The following is a 16,724-nucleotide window of genomic DNA, read 5'->3' on the forward strand; positions in this document are numbered from 1 at the left end:
GTGCGTAAAGCGGACTTCACTTTCGGCGGACGCGCGCGCCCGGCAAAAGCCGCTACCCTCGGGGGTATGGCCGACTGGGTGCAGAACCTGATGGACAGCATGGGCTACGTGGGCATCCTGCTGCTGATGATCCTGGAAAACATTTTTCCGCCCATTCCCAGCGAGCTGATCATGCCGTCGGCGGGCTTTGCGGCTTCACGCGGGGACCTGAACCTGCCCCTGGTGATTCTGGTGGGCACGGCTGGCAGCGTGCTGGGCACCCTGCCGCTGTATTACCTGGGCCGGGCTTTTGGCGAGGAAAAGCTGGTGGCCTGGGCCGACAAATACGGCAAGTGGCTGACCCTGAGCGGCAAGGACATCCGCAAGGCCGACGACTGGTTTGACCGGCACGGTACCAAGGCGGTGCTGTTCGGCCGGCTGGTGCCGGGCATCCGCAGCCTGCTCAGCCTGCCGGCCGGCATGAGCGAGATGCCCATGGCCAAATTCCTGATCTATAGCAGCATCGGCTCGGCGGTGTGGGCGTCCATCCTGGCGGGCGCCGGCTACCTGCTGGGCGAAAACTACGACCGTGTGGAGCAGTACGTGGGCCCCGCCAGCAAGGTCATTCTGGCTGTGGTGGTGGTGGCCGCCGTGGTGTGGTTCGTGCGGCGCAAAAAGGCCCAGGGGCAGGGATAGGTTGTGGGGGGATGGGCAAAGGAGCCCACCCCCCACGCGCCTTGCTGAGCGCCCCACCACTCCCCCCGTCCGTCTTTTCCTACAACCCACACCCCACGTTCCATACCCCTAATGCTCCAGCCGGATGCGCGGCAACCGCCGCTCCAGCCACGCGGGCAGCCACCAGTTCCAGCGCCCGGCCAGCTTGAGAAACGCCGGGACCAGCACCAGGCGCACCAGGGTGGCGTCCAGCACCACGGCCACGGCCAGTCCCAGGCCAATGCTCTTGCTGGCGACCACACGGCCAAACACAAAGGCCGCAAAGACGATAAACATGATGATGGCCGCGCTGGTGATGATGCGGGCGGTGTGACCCACAGCCAGCACCACGGCCTCGTCGTTGCTGGCGCCGCGCAGGTGTTCTTCCTGCACCCGGGAAAGCAGGAAGATCTCGTAGTCCATGCTCAGGCCGAACATCACGGCAAACAGCAGCACTGGCAGGCTGGCGTCCAGCACGCCCACATCGGCGGGAATGCCCAGGGGACCGGCCAGAACACCGTGCTGCACCACCAGGGTCACCACTCCGGCGGCGGCGGCCACCGTCAGGGCGTTCATCAGGATGCTTTTGAGGGGAATGAGCAGGCTGCGAAAGGCCACCATCAGCAGCAGGAAGGTGCCTGCAAACACGGCGGCAATCACGGCCGGCAGCGCCCCGGTGATGGCCCGGCTGAATTCCTCGCCGCCAATGGGGGCCCCGCCCAGCAGGTACGGGTACCCGCTGGCCTGCAGGGTCTGGCGCAGCTGCCGCTCGAAGGAGGGAATCTCGGCGGCAGGCAGGTTACGCCCGGGCACCACAGTCACGCGCAGCAGGGTGCGGTCCTCACTGAACGAGCGCCGCGTGAGCACGCTCAGGGCCGCCAGTCCCCCTGAGTCGTTGCCGCCTGCGCTGGCCAGATCGGCGGGGGTTACAAAGGGGCTCAGCACGCCCTTCACCCCGGGCAGGGCCCGCAGCTTCTCGACCAGCGCCTGAAACCTCGCGCGGTCTTCGGGGCCGTAGCGCTGGCCCTGCAGATCCAGCACCACCTCGAACTGGCTGAGCAGGCCGCCGGCCCCCAGGGCTTCCACGTCTTTCAGGGCGTCGCGGCTTTCCACGCCCGGGCTCAGGCCCCAGGCCCCCGCGTAGCCGGTGCGCATGGTCAGGGCCGGGGCGGCCAGCAGCAGCAGCAGCGCCGACGACCCCAGCACCGCTGCCCAGGGCCGGGCCGTGACCCGCCGGGCAAACGCGGTCCAGGCCGCCGACGCCGCACCACTCTGGGCCCAGGTGAACTTGAGGATGCGCGGACTGTTCACCCGTTCGCCCAGCAGGGCCAGCAGGGCAGGCAGCACCGTCAGGCTGGCCAGCACCGTCAGCAGCACCGCCAGCACCCCCCCAATGCCAATGGAGCGCACAAAGGCGATGGGCGGCAGAATCAGCCCCGCCATGGCAATCGCCACCGTCAGGCCGCTAAAGGCCACGCTGCGCCCGGCGGTCTGCACCGTGCGTTCGGCGGCGCGCCGGGGGTCAGGGTCGCGGCGCAATTCCTCGCGGAAGCGGTTGACCATCAGCAGGGCGTAATCAATGCCCGCGCCCAGGCCCAGCATGGTAATCACGCTCTGGGCAAAGGTACTCACCTGCATCACATGGGTCAGGCCGTACAGGGTGGCCATCGCCACGCTGATGCTCAGCAGCCCCACCGCCAGCGGCAGCGCCGTGGCCACCAGCGCGCCGAAGACCAGCAGCAGCAGCCCGGCAATCAGCGGCAGGGCGGTCAGTTCACTGCGCTTGGTGTCCTGCTCGGCAAAGAAGGTGAAGTCGTCGGCAATGGCCTGCCCCCCGGTCACCCGCACGTCCAGCGCCGCGCTGTCCACACCTGCTGCGTAGGCCCGCACCCGCGCCAGGGTTTCGGTGGCGCCGTCTTCCAGCGGAATCTGGGCCAGCGTCAGGGCCAGGGTGCCGCCCGCGTCCTGGGTGGGCAGCGGGCCACCGGCCTGGGCGGGCACCACGCGGCTGACGCCCTCCACCGCCCGGAGCCCCTCGACCAACCGCTCGTAGGCGGCGCGCCCTGCCGGCGTGCCCAGGGGCGGCTGGCTGCGGGTGACCAGAATCGCCGTATTCGTGTCGCGCTCTCCAAAACGGTCGCGCAGCAGGGCAGTCACGCGCGTGGCCTCGGCGTCGGTCAGGCCGCCCGCCGGATCGGCGTTCAGGGCGGCCGGCGCGCGGGCCGCAAACGGCAGGCTCAGCAGCGCGGCCAGCCCCCACGCCAGCAGGGTCAGCCACGGATGCCGCGACACCACACGCCCCAGGGTCATCATGCCCGGAGTAGACCACGGCCCCCCGGTTCCCCGACTTCACCCGGGCTTACAGAAGCAACTGCCATCAACCAACACTATCTATTGACAGTTGATGGAATTTGACGCAAGATAGCCTCACCTGAAAGGAGGTGGCAGAATCACGGCATGACCACGGACGAGGTATTGACGCTCGAAGAACTCGCCGCCTTTCTCAAGGTGAGCGAAACGACGGCCTACGCGCTGGTGCGCGGCGGCGAGGTGCCCGGGCGCAAGGTCGGGCGGGAATGGCGCTTTCTGAAAGCGCGCGTGGTGGACTGGCTGATGCGGGCCGGCACCGAGGGAGACGACATGGACAAGACGGGTTTTGTGCAGCGCGACGAGTTGGGCGGCGAGTTCAAGCAGGAGGGTGGGCAGGAATATGTGGCGCTGTGGCTGCCCATCACCCGTGAGGAGAAGGCTGCGCAACTGGATAAGGCGGCGCGCGAGGGCGTGAATGTCAGCGAACTGGTGGCCAACTACCTGCGCGAGTGGGTCCGGGCGTAAGCAGAACGGGGGCAAGTGGGGGGGCAGAGCAGCGCCCGTGCCCCTCTACTTGCCCCTGGCGGCGGCCCGCTGACTGATGATGCTGCCCGTCAGCAGCAGCCCCCCGAGAAGGAGCAGGCTGGGCACCACGGCGAACCACAGCCCCATATCCTCCCCGGAGCCCATCGTGGCCGCCCAGATTCTGCCCAGGCCAAACAGCGCGCCCAGACCACACACACCGCTCAGGATCAACAGCACGACCCAGAGGAAATAGGGCCGCTTCCGGCGGGGCCTGGGCACGTCGCTCCTAAAACAGCTCGTCCAGCAGCGTGTAATAGGCCAGTTTGCCCGCGTCCACCAGGGCGCGGCCATACAGGTCGAGAAACATGCCAGCGTAGACCTCGCCCAGGTCGGCCCGCACGCTGCGGTGCGCCAGGGCCAGGTCGGCGTGGCGGTCGGCAATGCCGGCGCGGCCCAGGTCAATCAGGCCCTCCACGTATTCCCCGCTGACGATCAGGTTGTCCAGGGTGGCGTCGCCGTGGGTCACCACCAGATCCTCGTGGGCGGGGCGGGTGCGGACTAGCTCATTGAACACGCTCACGGCGCTCCGGCCCTGGCGCTCCTCGTCAAAATCGCTCTCATCCACCTGCCCGGCCTGCACGCGCTCGCGGGCCAGGGGCAGCGTAACGGCCAGGGTGGCGGTGAACGGGCAGTCGCGCACCGGCAGGGCGTGCAGTTCGCGCAGGGCGCGTGCCAGCAGGCCCACCACCCGCTCCGGGTGCAGCAGGGCGTCGGGGTGGCTCATGGGAATGCCGCTCAGGCGCGCCATGGCCAGGTACTCGGCCTCCGGGGTCACCTCGAAACCCAGCACAGCGGGCACCGGCAGGCGCCCGGCAAACCAGCGCAGGCGTTCGCGCTCCTGCTGCAGGCTGGGGGCCCCCTGTCCCCGGGGCTGCACCTTGACCACGTGCCGCGTGGAGCGCCACACCTGCGCGCCGCTCTGGCCACCTTCCAGCCGCTCCCAGCGGGCAGCGGGCAGCACGCGCCGCAGGGCGTCGGGCAGAATCAGTCGGGCCTCACGCGTCACGGGGCCCAGCATAGCCGCCCCCACCGGCGCCGTGAACCGGGGCAGCCCGCGCCACTCCGCCCGCCCCCGGGCCCTTTGTGGGGCGCCAGCGCGCGCGCAGAGGCTCAGGCAAGCGTAAAGGCGCGCCGCACCCGCCCAGCGGCCCGGGCGCCGCATCATGATCGGCGTGACCCGTTCCCCTGCCCCCGGCCCGGCCGCCTCGCCCCCCGCCGAGCCCTCCAAACGCGAGTGGTTCAGTGAGGTGATTGGCCGCACCCGCTTCGTGGTGCTGATTGCCGTGATTGCGGTGCTGCTGGTGTCGTTCAGCCTCTTTCTACAGGGCACGCTGCTGGCGCTGCAGACCATCTGGGAATCGTGGCGCGACACCTTCTCTGAGGGCATTGCCAGCCAGAAGGGCGAGCTGGCCGTGGAATTCCTGGAAATCGTGAGCACCATGCTCAAGGCCGTGGTGTTCTACCTGATTGGCGTGGGGCTGTATTCGCTGTTCATCACGCCCCTGAACCTCACCTCGGCGCTGGGGGTCGAGAGTCTGGCCGACCTGGAACAGAAGGTCGTGTCGGTGATTATCGTGATTCTGGGCGTGACCTTCCTGGAACACTTCGTGCGCTGGGAAAAGCCGCTGGACACGCTGTATTTTGCCGGGTCCCTGGCGCTGGCCGGCGGAGCACTGGTGTTCTTTCAGCGCGTTCACCGGGGCACAGGCGGCGACCTGGAACAGCCCGAATCCAAGCTGCGCGCCCGCCAGGAACTGTTCGAGTACCACACCGAGCAGCGCCACATTGAAGACCGCGACGTGGAACTGGCCGAAGCCGCCACCCAGGCCAAGCTGGAAGGCAAGGCCGACGCGCAGGAAGGCAGCGGGTAAGAAGGGCTGTGGGATGTGGGGTGCAGGAAGAGCAAGAGGAGGGGAAAGATCGGAGCAGCTGCGGGCACGGTTTGAGCCCTGAAAAGGCAAAGGGCCTTCTGGCACCATGAACGCCTGAAGCCTTCCCCGGTCCCCCGCCGTTCCCACATCCGACCACCCACACCCCACAACCCCTTGCGCGTACACTGGGCAGAATGAGGGTTGGTCTGCTTGAATCTCGCGCCGCGCGGCTTCCTGGTTACTGGGCGGCGTATTTAAAAGAACTGGGCGCCCAGCCCGTGAAGCCCGCCCTGGACGACGCCCGGGCCCTGGCGCTGGGGCGGCAGAGCCTGCCTGGCGAACCGGTGACGGTGCAGCTGGCGCTGGGGCGCATCCTGGCGCTGCCGAAGGTGGATCTGGCGCTGCTGCCGCAGTGGGCCTGGGTCAGCGGCGACAGCTGGAGCGAGGCGCTGCCCGAACTGCTGTCGCGGCGCATCAGCGGGCTGCCCACGCTGCTCTCGGTGCCGGACCAGCCGGATACCCTGGAAAGCGCCGCCGCCGAGATTGGCATGCGGGTGGCGCAGAACGCCGGGCAGGTGCGCCGGGCCCTGGAAAAGGTGCAGCCGCTGGCCAGCGACCCGCGCGCCGCACCCCCGGCGCTCAGCCGCGCCAGCCGGGTGACTGCGGCTGTGATTGGCCCGCGCGCCCTGCTGGGCGAGCCGCAGCTGCTCTGGCCGCTGCGCACGGCGCTGGACGCGGCGGAATTGCACGCGGTGTACAGCCATGAGCTGTCGGTGCCCGAGGTCCTCAGGCGCGCTGAACGCCTGCCCGAGGGCGAGCGCTCGGCTCCGGGCGACCTGGAACTGTTTGGGGCCACCTCGCTGCTGGGGGGTAAGGGGGCCGTGCGGGGCTTTGTGTTCGTGGCGCCGGCGCGCGACGGCGCAGCCCAGGCCGCCGCCGCGCGCCTGGCGGCGGCCCAGCACAAGCCCACGCTGCTGCTGACCCTGGATGACCCCGAGGGGGCCAGCTTTCCCGAACTAACCGCCTTCCGTGAGCGCCTGACGCTGGGAGCCCACGCGCGCCCCACGGACCCGGAGGCCCCATGACGCCCTGGCGCTGGCTGACCACGCCCGACCCCAGCCCCGGCTTCACCCCACCCAAGCTGCTGAAACTGCTGGTGCGTGTGCTGCTGTTCGCGGTGCTGGCCACCCTGCTGAGCAGCCTGCTGCAGCTCACGCCGCTGCGGCCCTACCTGAATACGTGGTGGGGCAGCCTGCTGTTCGTGCTGGCGCTGTATCTGCCCCTGTCGCGCTTTCTGAATGTGGACACCTTTGTGCCCCGGCGCCTGCAGGCCCGCGTGGACGCCCGCGCGGGTGAGCAGCGCCCCACCCGGACCCAGCGCCGCAAGGAACGCAACCGCTACGCGGGCGTGCGCAAAAGTGCGCCGCGTGGGGGGCGCCGGTAACCCCGGACCCTGCCCATACCTTCAAGGCCCGGCCTGCGCGGGAATGGGCCAGCGAGTCGCTGTTCCGGCCAGCGGCGCAGGTCCTGGTGCCGCCGCTGGCCCGCTGGCGGGTGAACCCGCTGCATGTGGTGCTGCTGCATACCGCGCTGGCCCTGTACGCGGCGGAGCTGATCCGGCGCGGCGATCGGCTGGCCCCGGCGCTGCTGTTGCAAGTCAAGACGCTGCTGGATGGTCTGGATGGTCAGCTGGCGCGCGCCACCGGGCAGACCACCGCCACCGGCCGTTACCTGGACACCGAGATGGATCTCGTGGCCAATGCCGCGCTGAACGTGGCGATCGCCGGCCGGACGGGCTGGGCCCTGACCCTGCTGCAAAGCCTGATCCTGAGCGTGGATTACCTGTGGGAGCGCGAATACCGCGCCGCCAGGGGCCAGATCTTCCGCGAGGCGCCTGCGCAGGCAGGCGACCACCCGCAGGTGCTGGCCCTGCTGGAAGCCGTCTACGCTGCCTACTTTGTGCCGCAGGAGCGCCTCCTGGCACGTCTGTTTGAAGCCCGGCTGCGCGGGGCCGCCGGAGGCACACCCACCCCGGCAGACCAACACGCCTACACGCCCCTGGGCGCCCTGACCCTCAGCGCCAATCTGGGGCTGGCCACCCAGCTGCTGGTGCTGGGGGCCTGCGTGCTGGCCGGGCGGCCCGGCTGGTACCACCGCAGCCTGGGCCTGCAGGCGGCGGCGCTGCTGGGCACGCAGCTGTGGCGCGAAGGCCGGGTACAGCGGCTCCGGGCGCGGCGGGCCTGAGCGCCACCCCGCTGCCCGTGTCCCGCCTATCCCTCTTCCAGCGGGTAGGTGCGCGCGGCGCGGGCGGCCAGGAACACCAGGTGCAGGTAAAACAGGCCCACGCCCAGAAACACGGCCCAGCCGGGGAAATTGCCAATATCGGCCAGGGAAAAGGCCTCGGGGAAGGTCATCACCCAGCCCTTGGGCTGCGCGAGGTCCAGCTTGGCCAGCCACGCCAGCAGCACGGCGGCGTAAATCCACAGGTAGTTGCGGCTCAGGCGCCAGCCCAGGGCGTCGGCGCGGGTCATGGGGCTGCGGGGCTTGCTCAGCTCGGCCAGCAGCAGCTGGTGCCAGCCCGGATCCACGCGGTCACCCAGCATGGCCGGGTAAAAAAAGCGCTCCATGATGCGCACGCGGTGGTGGGCGATCTCGAAGGTGCGAAAGCGCCGGGCTTCTAGGCGCAGGAAAAAGTAATTCATGAACATGGCGAACAGAAAGGTGGCGTGGCTGTTGTTCACGTCGCCCAGCGCAAAGGAGGCCAGACCGGCGGTGGTGACCACCGACCAGTTGGTGGTCATGTCCAGCCGCTGGCGGTAGGCGGTCATCTTGCCCACCTCGGCGCGGTACAGGTGAATCAGGGCGTTGGCGGCGTTCGTGGTGTAACTGACGTCGCTCAGGCCACTGGCCACGGCCCCCGGGCCGCCCCCGGTGCCCGGCACTAGCCTCGCCCCCTGTGCATGGCGACAGGGTAGCGCGCGCGGCCTTGAGCGCCCCTTTACCTGCGCTCCATCCGCCTTCATTTGCCGGAGATTTCACAGCCCCGGGGGCCGGGGGGCCGCTACAGTCCGGCCCATCTCACTTCTTGCTGCGTGTGGCCGGGGCCCTCTGGGCCTGAACGGTCGCCGCGCGCCCAGTGTTCCGGTTCGGCCAGGGGTCGGCCCGGTGCCCGGAGGTTTTCATGAATGCACGCCTGCCCCTGCTGCTCACCCTGACCGCCCTGCTCGCCGCCTGCGGCCAGTCGCCCACCACGGCGCCAGACCTGGGCGCGGCCCCAGACAGCGCCCCTGTGACTGCGGCCGGGCAGTTTGAAGCGGGCGAGGTGATTGTGCAGCTGCGCGGCGGCCTGAATGCCCAGGCTCTGGGTGCCCTGAGCAGCCTGGGCGTGCAGTCGCTCGAAACGCTGGCCACGGTGAACGGCGCGGCGCTGCTGCGCGCCCAGATCACCGATGGGCAGAGCGTGACGGCCAAGGTGGCGCAGCTGTCGCAGAGCGCCCTGGTGCGCTTTGCCGAGCCCAACTGGATTTACCAGCATCAGGCCACCCCGTCGGATCTGTACTACACCAACGGGACCCTGTGGGGCATGGCGGGAGACGCCAGCACCCCCGCCAACGCTTACGGCAGCCAGGCCGCTGAAGCCTGGGCGCGCGGCAGCGTGGGCAGTGACGGCGTGTACGTGGGGATTATTGACGAGGGCTATCAGTTTGACCACCCGGACCTGAAGGGCAACGCGTGGCTCAATCCGTTTGACCCCGCCGATGGCCGCGACAACGACGGCAACGGTTACGTGGACGACACGCGCGGCTGGGACTTTGCCAACCGGGACAACACGGTGTACGACGGCGGCACGCGCGGCAGCCAGGACGCTCACGGCACCCACGTGGCCGGCACCATTGGCGGCACGGCCAACGACGGCGGCGTGGTGGGCGTGAACCACAACGTCACCATGATCAGCGGCAAGTTCCTGGGGCGCCGGGGCGGCAGCACCGCCGACGCCATCAAGGCCGTGGACTACTTCACCGACCTGAAGACCCGGCACGGCCTGAACATCGTGGCCACCAACAACTCCTGGGGCGGCGGCGGCTACTCGCAGGCGCTGTACGAGGCGATTGTGCGCGGCGCCAAGGCCAACATCCTGTTCATCGCGGCGGCCGGCAACAGCGGCACCGACAATGACGCGGCGGCCAGCTACCCCAGCAACTACGACACCACCGCCGCAGCCGGCTACGACGCCGTGATTGCCGTGGCGGCCATTGACAAGGCCGGCGCCCTGGCCAGTTTTAGCCAGTACGGCAGGACCAGCGTGGACATTGGCGCGCCCGGCGTGGCGATTATGAGCAGCGTGCCCTACAACAGCTACAGCAGCTACAACGGCACTTCTATGGCCACGCCGCATGTGGCGGGCGCCGCCGCGCTGTACGCCAGCACCCACCCGGGTGCGAGCGCCCAGAGCATCCGCGCCGCCATTCTGGGCAGCGCCGTCCCCACCGCCAGCCTCAGCGGCAAGACGGTCACGGGCGGGCGCCTGAACGTCAGCGGCTTCTAAAGCCGTGTCTTCCCGCGCGGTCTCCTGCAGAGGGGCCGCGCGCCTGCTGGGTCTGCGGCCTGGCTGGACAGCAAACAGCTTTACTGCAAAAACGGATTCGTGCGCCGCTCGGCGCCCACCGTGGTGCGCGGGCCGTGGCCGGGATAGACCGCCGTGTCGTCGGACAGGGTCAGCAATTGCTCCCGGATGCCCTGCAGTAGCTGCGGACCGTGACCGCCGGGCAGATCGGTGCGGCCAATGCCGCCCTGAAACAGCGCGTCGCCCGCCACCACAAAACCTGGGCCCACGAACACCACATGCCCGGGCGCGTGGCCGGGGAGAAAGCGGGTGCTCAGGGTCAGGTCACCGGCCTGGAAGGTCTGGCCCGGGGCAATCTCCTGGTCAGGGTCGGCCGGCTGGGTGAAGGGCAGGTTCCAGCGGGCGGCGCTGGCGGCTCCCAGGCGGTACAGGGGCAGGTCGGCGGCGTGCAGGCACACCGGCACGCCCAGGGCCTCGCGCAGCGGCTGCACCGCGCCAATGTGGTCAAAGTGCGCGTGCGTCAGGAGAATGGCGCGCACGGTGACGCCGCTGGCCTCCACCAGTGCCTGCAGCCGCCCGGCGTCGTCGCCGGGGTCAATCAGAAAGCCCTCGTTCTGTGGGCCCGCCACCAGCACCGCGTTTTCTTGCAGGGGCCCGGTCGGCAGGGTCCACACGCGCGCCGCGCCGTGGGTGAAGGGGGCAGGAAAGCGGGTCATGTGCGGCAGTGTACGTGCTTCCTCGGACGGATTTCCCTCTCGCTGTACGGCGGCGCTGATTCAGACGGACTGCCGTCCATTTCCGTCACATCCGGGAAGAAGGGGGATGTTCCCCGCCTTCGGCGCTGTTCCAGCCCAATTTCCGGAAATCCGCACCTTTCCTGCTCCCTCCGGTCGAAAAAATTCCGGAATGCGTCTCAGCTGTAGCCGAACGCCTCTCGCAGACTCAGGGCGAACACCTGAAAGCTCAGGCTGGGGCTGGCGTAGGCTTCCAGGGCGTCTTGCAGGGCGCTCAGGGCGGCGTCGGCGCGGGCGCGCTCGTGGGGGGGCGCCGCGCGCCAGGAAAACCGCAGGGCTTCGGGGTGCCAGGGGCCCCAGCGCTTTTCCAGGCCTTCGGTGGCCTCCAGGGCGCTCAGCAGCCCACGCTCCAGGCCCTGCGAGAGGGTGCGGGCGTCCTCCAGCGCGGCCTGCACGGGGGCCGGGTCGGCCAGCACTCCGGCGCGGCCCGCTGCAAAGGCCACCAGTGTGGGGTCAGGTGCCGCGCCCCCCAGCACCAGGGCCCGTTCCAGCAGGGCGTCGGGCAGCGGCGAAACACTCAGCCGGGCGCTGCGGCTGACGATGGTGGGCAGCACCGCGCGCAGGTCCTCGGCCAGAAACACGAACAGCGCGCGGTGCGGCGGCTCCTCCACCAGCTTCAGCAGGGCGTTGGCGGCCTCCTGGCCCAGGTGCTCGGCGCCGTCCACGATCACCACGCGCCGCCTGAAGGTGGGGCGCACCTCCAGAAACTCGAACACGTGCGTGTCGTACTCGCGGCCCTTGTCGCGGGCCTCCAGAATCGCGCCGATGGGAATGAGCTTGCGCCGCGCCGCCTTGCCAGTGGTCGTGGTGGCGCGCGGCTCGATCAGCAGGATGTCTGGGTGTGCCCCGGCGGCGTGCGCCCGGCAGGCGGCGCAGGCGCCACACGCCTCGCCGTAGGGGCCGCGCGCGCCCTGACAGTTGTGCTGCGCCGCCACCGCCTGCGCCAGGGCGCGCTTGCCCACCCGCGCCGGGCCGGTCAGCAGCAGGGCATTGCCCCCAAAGGTGCCGGTCTGTTCCAGCAGGGCGGCGTGCGGTTCGGGCAGGGGGGCGCTCATGGCCCCGTGTCCCAGGACATCCAGGCTCATACGGATTCCGTCCATTTCCGGAACATCCGGGAAGAAGGGGGATGTTCCGCTCCTACGGAGCCTTTCAGGTCCAATTCCCGGAACTCCGTATTTTTCCTTCTCTGCTCCGCAGCTCTTCGAGTCCCTCTGGTCGGAAAAATTCCGTAACGTGTTACAGAATTTTTCGGAATCCGTATCACTTGCCAATGGCCAGGCGGGCGGCCAGCACCTGCGGCAGGCCCGCTTCCAGCGCGGCTTCCTGGGCGCGTTCCACGTCGTAGGTCACGCGAAACACTTCAAAGTGCGCCCGCGAGGAATCGTAAACGGCGTAACTGGCCTGCGGATTGCCGTCGCGCGGCTGCCCCACGCTGCCGGGGTTCAGGATCACGCGCGTGCTGGGGGGCACCATATAGCTGCCCCCGTCCTGAAAGTGCTGCACCTTGATCCAGTCGCCCACCGGCGAATTCAGGGTGGCGTACACCGCCGGGTTGTGGGTGTGGCCCACAAAGGCCAGCCGCCCCTGCCACTGGGCAAACGCCTCTCGGGCGGCAGGCACCGAATCGGCGTAGTCGTCCAGGCTGCTGGGCGTGCCGTGGCGGTAGCGGGCTCCCACATCGGGGTCGTCTATGCCGTCGCGCCACAGCCGCACCCAGGCGATGTCGCGCTCCGAGAGCCGCTCCAGCTGCCAGCGCAGGGCCATGGACACCACGCTGTCCTTGGCCTCGCGGCGCCCATCGGCGTATTGCAGCAGCATGTCGTCGTGATTGCCCAGAATGCACACGGCGTCCAGGTCGCGCAGCACGTCCAGCACCTCGCGCGGGTGGGGACCGTAGCCCAGGGCGTCACCCAGGCTGATCACCTGGTCGTAGCGGCGCGTGGCGGCGTCGGCCATCACCGCCTGGAGGGCCGTGTGGTTGGCATGAATGTCAGACAGCAGCAGCAGCCGCACCCGGGCATGATACCGCGCGGGCGCCCCGGTACAGGGCCGCACCTCACCTTGCCCCTGCGTGCCCCAGCAGGTCTGGGCGCCTTGAGGGTCCCTTGACCCGAGGCCGCGCTGGCCCGGGGCGCCGCTTAAGCGGTCTTCATCTGACTGGCGAGGACCTTTAGGCCCCGCGCCGGATGATTCGGCAGACCTCATCCGAACGGGGTGAGTGAGAGCTGGGCGGGGTCCGGGCGTGGCGTTGACCACTCAGTTCTTTGCCGGGTGGAACACGAAACAGACGGAATCCGGAACCAAGGAGGGTGCATATGACGGCCATGAAGAACCTGCATGATCTGTACGTCGAACAACTCAGGGACCTCTATTCCGCCGAAACCCAGCTGGTCGAGGCGCTGCCCAAGATGGCCCAGGCGGCGGCCAACCCGCAGCTGCAGCAGGGCTTTGTCAAGCACCTCGCCCAGACCCAGCAGCAGGTGCAGCGCCTGGAAACGGTCTTTGCCGATCTGGGCGAGGCCCCCGGCGGTCACACCTGCAAGGCCATGCAGGGCCTGATTGCCGAGGGCAACGAGATGATTCAGGAACAGGCCGCCCCCGAGGTCAAGGACGCGGGCCTGATTGCCTGTGCCCAGCGCGTGGAGCACTACGAGATTGCCGGCTACGGCACCGTGGCCCGCTACGCCGAGGTGCTGGGCCGGCAGGGCCACCTGGAAGTCCTGCGGGTCTCTGAAAACGAGGAAAAGGCCACCGACAGCGAGCTGAGCCTGCTGGCCGAAACCATCAACCAGGCTGCTGCCCGCGCCTGACCAGAGCGCCTGGGCCGTCCGGCGCACCAGCCAGGACGGCCCGCCCTGTGTGAGGCAGTGTGCCGGACAGCGCAGAAGCATTGGCGGCACTGAAGTGTGCGCCTCATCTGCGCCCAGCAGCGGTGGACCAGAGTAAAAGCCAGCCGGGGGCCCGCCCCAGAAGCGCGGTCCCCTCCAGGAGGTGGCTTCATGAATGAGATTGCCCAGGACATGCCTATTTTCTGTGCCGACGGTGTGCAGCACGGCGCGGTGGTGGAAGTGGACCGTGAATACATCCGCATGCGGCTGCCGGATGACAACCGCGACCATTTCGTGCCGCTCAGTGCGGTGGCCCGTGTGGACGGCGCCGTTCACCTGAACCTCAGCCACCACGATCTGCTCGCCACGCTGTAACACGCATGGGCACCGGCACTCGCCCTGCCCGTCTGCGCCACATCCAGGGCATCGGCGTTGATCGCATGGGCTCGCTGGCCGACGCCCATCCAGAGCGGGACTTTCTGCGCCTGGAAAATCTGGATACCGATATTCCCCCGGATCCGCAGGCGGTGGCCCGCACCCAGGCCTCTGCCGAGCGAGACGCTGACAACAGCTACCTGCCCTTCGTGGGTCAGACGCGGCTGCGTGAGGTGGTGGCCACCCACGCAGCGCGGCTTTCGGGGGTGCCCTATACCGCCGACAATGTGATTATCAGTGCAGGCGGCCTGTCGGGGCTTCTCAATGTGCTGCTGGCGCTGATCGAGGTGGGCGACGAGGTGATCGTCACGGACCCTACCTACGCGGGTCTGATCAACCGGGTGCATCTGGTGGGGGGCATCCCCCGCTTCGTGCCCTTCATCTTCCAGCCGGGCGGCGAGTGGACCCTGGACCAGGACGCCCTGCGTGCCAGCATCACGCCCCGCACCCGCGCGCTGCTGCTGATGTCGCCGGCCATGCCCTCTGGGGCCGTGCTGACCCAGTCCGATTGGGACGTGGTGGCAGAGCTGTGTACCGCCCGCGACCTGCTGCTCATTGTGGACAGCGCCATGGAACGCCTCGTGTTCGATGGCCGCGCGGTGCTGGCCCCAGCCGGGTGGCCGGGCATGGCCGGGCGCACCATCAGTGTGGGCTCGGCGGCCAAGGAGCTGCGCCTGATCGGCTGGCGCGTGGGCTGGATTGTGGCCCCAGGGGCGCTGATTCCAGATCTCGTGGCGGTTTCGCTGGCGAATGTGGTGGTGCCGGTGGGCCTGGCCCAGGACGCGGCGCGTGTCGCCCTGGAGCGCTCGTGGGAGACGCTGCCCGCCTACGTGGCCGAGCTGCAACAGCGCCGGGACGCCACCTTACAGGCGCTCCAGGGACTGCCCGTGGGTCGACCGGGCGGCGGTTGGTCGCTGCTGCTGCGCACCTCCGACTTTGGCTTGACGGGCGAGGCACTCTCGCAGCGGCTGCTGGACGCCAATGTCTGCGCCACCGCCATGACTGGCTGGGGCCAGACCCATGGAGCGCAGTATCTGCGGTTCGTCTTTGCCAACGAGCCGGTTGGCCGCCTGAGCCTGTTGCGAGAGCGGCTGATGGCAGCGCTGCCGTAGCTCCAGCCGGCACCACGAAAAAAAAGCCCCTCGAAAGAGGAGCTTTTCATGCTGGTCGAGGCGGCGAGATTTGAACTCACGACCCCTACCACCCCAAGGTAGTGCGCTACCAGGCTGCGCTACGCCTCGACGGCCAGCCACAGAACTATAGGCAAAGGGGGGGCAGCCGTCAAGGGCCGCGTCCGGTCAGGGCAACCGCCCCGGGCCGGAGGGCCGCTATGCTGCGCCCTGACATGACACTTTCTTTTGACGAGAAACTGCGCAACTATGCGCGGCTGGCGGTGCGGGTGGGCCTGGGCGTGCGTGAGGGCCAGCGCGTGCTGGTGCAGGCCCCGGTGGAAACGGCGGCGCTGGCCCGGCTGGTGGTGCGCGAAGCCTACGCAGCGGGCGCCAGCTTCGTGGATGTGCGCTGGGACGACGACGACGTGCAACTGGCCCGCTTTGAACTGGCCCCGGACGGCAGCTTCGAGCAGATCAGCCGCTGGCGGGTGGACGCCGAGATCGAAACCGCCGAGGCGGGCGGCGCCGTGATTGCCATCCGCGCCACCAACCCCAACCTGCTGGGGGGCGTGGACGCCGAGCGCGTGGCCACCCACCAGCGCACCCTGGCCGCCTACCGCCGCCCCTACACGGCGCAGGTGATGACCAACCGCCTGAACTGGAACCTGATCAGCGCCCCCGTCTCTGGCTGGGCCGAGCTGATGTTCCCCGACGCCAGCGCCAGCGAGGCTGTGCAAAAGCAGTGGGACGCCATCTTTGCCGCCACCCGCGCCGATCAGCCCGACCCGGTGGCGCTGTGGCAGACGCACCTGGCCGACCTCAAGCGCCGCCGCGACCTGCTGACCCAGAAGGGCTACCACGCCCTGCACTTCCAGGGCGGCGAGACCGACCTGACCGTGGGCCTGGCCGACGACCATGTGTGGGGCGGCGGCGCAGCCGACACGCCCGGCGGGATCACCTTCACGGCCAACATTCCCACCGAGGAAGTCTGGACCGCCCCGCACCGCGAGCGCGTGGACGGCACCGTGGTGAGCACCAAGCCGCTGTCGTACAACGGCACGCTGATTGACGGCATCCGCATCGAATTCCGGGACGGGCGCATTACCGGGGCCAGCGCGCGCCAGGGCGAGGCGGCGCTGCTGAAGATGATCGAGACCGACGAGGGCAGCCACCGCCTGGGCGAGGTGGCGCTGGTGCCGCACTCCAGTCCCATCAGCCGCTCTGGACTGTTTTTCTACAACACCCTGTACGACGAGAACGCCGCCAGCCACATCGCCATCGGCAGCGCCTACCGCTTCAACGTGCGTGGCGGCGTGGACCTGACCCTGGACGAATTCCTGGCCAGGGGCGGCAACGACTCCCTGACCCATGTGGACTGGATGATTGGCAGCGCCGAGATGAACGTGGACGGCCTGACGAAAGACGGCGGGCGCGAGCCGGTGATGCGGGACGGTGAATTTGTAATTTAAGCCAATGGCGGATGGCACATACCAAATGGCCCAGGCATTTTTAAGCCACCGGCCATCTGGTAT

Annotated in this window: 18 protein-coding genes and 1 tRNA gene; 11 read left to right on the plus strand and 8 right to left on the minus strand. The window is 68.9% G+C overall.

The window, feature by feature from the left end; genetic code table 11:
* Positions 1–66: 66 nt before the first annotated feature.
* Positions 67–675, plus strand: coding sequence for a DedA family protein (locus C8263_RS05680; RefSeq protein ID WP_107137152.1), 609 nt, complete (start codon positions 67–69; stop codon positions 673–675).
* Between the two features lie 108 nt (positions 676–783).
* On the opposite strand, the gene C8263_RS05685 is transcribed toward C8263_RS05680, so the two are convergent.
* Positions 784–3,006, minus strand: a complete 2,223-nt coding sequence (locus C8263_RS05685) for an MMPL family transporter (RefSeq protein WP_107137153.1) — start codon at positions 3,004–3,006, stop codon at positions 784–786.
* A gap of 144 nt (positions 3,007–3,150) precedes the next feature.
* On the opposite strand from C8263_RS05685, the gene C8263_RS05690 reads away from it, so the two are divergent.
* A complete protein-coding gene (locus C8263_RS05690) occupies positions 3,151–3,528 on the plus strand; it encodes a helix-turn-helix domain-containing protein (RefSeq protein WP_107137154.1) in 378 nt (125 codons plus the stop codon).
* A gap of 45 nt (positions 3,529–3,573) precedes the next feature.
* On the opposite strand, the gene C8263_RS05695 is transcribed toward C8263_RS05690, so the two are convergent.
* Both C8263_RS05695 and C8263_RS05700 read right to left on the minus strand, forming a co-directional pair.
* Complete coding sequence (locus C8263_RS05695; RefSeq protein WP_146160602.1) at positions 3,574–3,765, minus strand: hypothetical protein; 192 nt, start codon at positions 3,763–3,765, stop codon at positions 3,574–3,576.
* A gap of 49 nt (positions 3,766–3,814) precedes the next feature.
* Positions 3,815–4,594, minus strand: coding sequence for an APH(3') family aminoglycoside O-phosphotransferase (locus C8263_RS05700; protein ID WP_408608039.1), 780 nt, complete (start codon positions 4,592–4,594; stop codon positions 3,815–3,817).
* Positions 4,595–4,751: 157 nt separating this feature from the next.
* On the opposite strand from C8263_RS05700, the gene C8263_RS05705 reads away from it, so the two are divergent.
* The 4 genes from C8263_RS05705 to C8263_RS05720 all read left to right on the plus strand — a co-directional run bounded on the left by C8263_RS05705 (position 4,752) and on the right by C8263_RS05720 (position 7,703).
* Positions 4,752–5,459 carry a YqhA family protein gene (locus tag C8263_RS05705; RefSeq protein WP_199188321.1) on the plus strand — a complete coding sequence of 236 codons (708 nt, stop codon included), beginning with the start codon at positions 4,752–4,754 and terminating at the stop codon, positions 5,457–5,459.
* Positions 5,460–5,653: 194 nt separating this feature from the next.
* Positions 5,654–6,544 carry a hypothetical protein gene (locus C8263_RS05710; protein WP_107137157.1) on the plus strand — a complete coding sequence of 297 codons (891 nt, stop codon included), beginning with the start codon at positions 5,654–5,656 and terminating at the stop codon, positions 6,542–6,544.
* A complete protein-coding gene (locus C8263_RS05715) occupies positions 6,541–6,903 on the plus strand; it encodes a hypothetical protein (protein ID WP_107137158.1) in 363 nt (120 codons plus the stop codon). The genes C8263_RS05710 and C8263_RS05715 overlap by 4 nt, the downstream gene beginning before the upstream one ends.
* An 86-nt stretch (positions 6,904–6,989) precedes the next feature.
* A complete protein-coding gene (locus tag C8263_RS05720; protein ID WP_233218662.1) occupies positions 6,990–7,703 on the plus strand; it encodes a CDP-alcohol phosphatidyltransferase family protein in 714 nt (237 codons plus the stop codon).
* 26 nt (positions 7,704–7,729) lie between these two features.
* On the opposite strand, the gene C8263_RS05725 is transcribed toward C8263_RS05720, so the two are convergent.
* Positions 7,730–8,401: a DUF2270 domain-containing protein gene (locus tag C8263_RS05725; RefSeq protein ID WP_233218663.1), complete on the minus strand. Its 672-nt coding sequence runs from the start codon at positions 8,399–8,401 to the stop codon at positions 7,730–7,732.
* Positions 8,402–8,640: 239 nt separating this feature from the next.
* Here C8263_RS05725 and C8263_RS05730 point away from each other — a divergent pair, with 239 nt between their 5' ends.
* Entirely contained in the window at positions 8,641–10,005 is a 1,365-nt protein-coding gene (locus C8263_RS05730) for a S8 family peptidase (protein WP_107137161.1), read from the plus strand.
* Positions 10,006–10,085: 80 nt separating this feature from the next.
* Here the strand turns inward: C8263_RS05730 and C8263_RS05735 are convergent, their stop codons facing one another.
* From C8263_RS05735 to C8263_RS05745, 3 genes are all read right to left on the minus strand, one after another.
* Positions 10,086–10,739, minus strand: coding sequence for an MBL fold metallo-hydrolase (locus C8263_RS05735; protein ID WP_107137162.1), 654 nt, complete (start codon positions 10,737–10,739; stop codon positions 10,086–10,088).
* Between the two features lie 197 nt (positions 10,740–10,936).
* Complete coding sequence (locus tag C8263_RS05740) at positions 10,937–11,872, minus strand: DNA polymerase III delta subunit-related protein (RefSeq protein ID WP_107137302.1); 936 nt, start codon at positions 11,870–11,872, stop codon at positions 10,937–10,939.
* A gap of 205 nt (positions 11,873–12,077) precedes the next feature.
* Positions 12,078–12,830, minus strand: coding sequence for a metallophosphoesterase family protein (locus C8263_RS05745; protein ID WP_107137163.1), 753 nt, complete (start codon positions 12,828–12,830; stop codon positions 12,078–12,080).
* Between the two features lie 302 nt (positions 12,831–13,132).
* Between C8263_RS05745 and C8263_RS05750 the strand changes: the two genes are divergently transcribed.
* The 3 genes from C8263_RS05750 to C8263_RS05760 all read left to right on the plus strand — a co-directional run bounded on the left by C8263_RS05750 (position 13,133) and on the right by C8263_RS05760 (position 15,192).
* On the plus strand, positions 13,133–13,627 hold the full coding sequence (locus C8263_RS05750) for a YciE/YciF ferroxidase family protein (protein ID WP_233218664.1): 495 nt from the start codon (positions 13,133–13,135) through the stop codon (positions 13,625–13,627).
* A gap of 189 nt (positions 13,628–13,816) precedes the next feature.
* A complete protein-coding gene (locus C8263_RS05755; RefSeq protein ID WP_107137164.1) occupies positions 13,817–14,020 on the plus strand; it encodes a DUF2171 domain-containing protein in 204 nt (67 codons plus the stop codon).
* Between the two features lie 5 nt (positions 14,021–14,025).
* Positions 14,026–15,192 carry a pyridoxal phosphate-dependent aminotransferase gene (locus tag C8263_RS05760; RefSeq protein WP_107137165.1) on the plus strand — a complete coding sequence of 389 codons (1,167 nt, stop codon included), beginning with the start codon at positions 14,026–14,028 and terminating at the stop codon, positions 15,190–15,192.
* A gap of 52 nt (positions 15,193–15,244) precedes the next feature.
* On the opposite strand, the gene C8263_RS05765 is transcribed toward C8263_RS05760, so the two are convergent.
* Positions 15,245–15,321, minus strand: a tRNA-Pro gene (locus C8263_RS05765).
* A 104-nt stretch (positions 15,322–15,425) separates the two neighbouring features.
* Between C8263_RS05765 and C8263_RS05770 the strand changes: the two genes are divergently transcribed.
* On the plus strand, positions 15,426–16,661 hold the full coding sequence (locus C8263_RS05770; protein WP_233218665.1) for an aminopeptidase: 1,236 nt from the start codon (positions 15,426–15,428) through the stop codon (positions 16,659–16,661).
* The last annotated feature ends 63 nt before the right edge of the window (positions 16,662–16,724 follow it).

Source organism: Deinococcus arcticus (assembly GCF_003028415.1).
GTDB lineage: Bacteria > Deinococcota > Deinococci > Deinococcales > Deinococcaceae > Deinococcus > Deinococcus arcticus.

What these genes read in the sequence shown, in the direction of transcription:
- C8263_RS05680 (WP_107137152.1), top strand. Translation starts at nt 67, where the DNA reads ATGGCCGACTGGGTGCAGAACCTGATGGACAGCATGGGCTACGTGGGC.
- C8263_RS05710 (WP_107137157.1), top strand. Translation starts at nt 5,654, where the DNA reads ATGAGGGTTGGTCTGCTTGAATCTCGCGCCGCGCGGCTTCCTGGTTAC.
- C8263_RS05690 (WP_107137154.1), top strand. Translation starts at nt 3,151, where the DNA reads ATGACCACGGACGAGGTATTGACGCTCGAAGAACTCGCCGCCTTTCTC.
- C8263_RS05685 (WP_107137153.1), bottom strand. Translation starts at nt 3,006, where the DNA reads ATGATGACCCTGGGGCGTGTGGTGTCGCGGCATCCGTGGCTGACCCTG.
- C8263_RS05740 (WP_107137302.1), bottom strand. Translation starts at nt 11,872, where the DNA reads ATGAGCGCCCCCCTGCCCGAACCGCACGCCGCCCTGCTGGAACAGACC.
- C8263_RS05730 (WP_107137161.1), top strand. Translation starts at nt 8,641, where the DNA reads ATGAATGCACGCCTGCCCCTGCTGCTCACCCTGACCGCCCTGCTCGCC.
- C8263_RS05770 (WP_233218665.1), top strand. Translation starts at nt 15,426, where the DNA reads ATGACACTTTCTTTTGACGAGAAACTGCGCAACTATGCGCGGCTGGCG.
- C8263_RS05705 (WP_199188321.1), top strand. Translation starts at nt 4,752, where the DNA reads ATGATCGGCGTGACCCGTTCCCCTGCCCCCGGCCCGGCCGCCTCGCCC.
- C8263_RS05755 (WP_107137164.1), top strand. Translation starts at nt 13,817, where the DNA reads ATGAATGAGATTGCCCAGGACATGCCTATTTTCTGTGCCGACGGTGTG.
- C8263_RS05750 (WP_233218664.1), top strand. Translation starts at nt 13,133, where the DNA reads ATGACGGCCATGAAGAACCTGCATGATCTGTACGTCGAACAACTCAGG.
- C8263_RS05715 (WP_107137158.1), top strand. Translation starts at nt 6,541, where the DNA reads ATGACGCCCTGGCGCTGGCTGACCACGCCCGACCCCAGCCCCGGCTTC.
- C8263_RS05735 (WP_107137162.1), bottom strand. Translation starts at nt 10,739, where the DNA reads ATGACCCGCTTTCCTGCCCCCTTCACCCACGGCGCGGCGCGCGTGTGG.
- C8263_RS05760 (WP_107137165.1), top strand. Translation starts at nt 14,026, where the DNA reads ATGGGCACCGGCACTCGCCCTGCCCGTCTGCGCCACATCCAGGGCATC.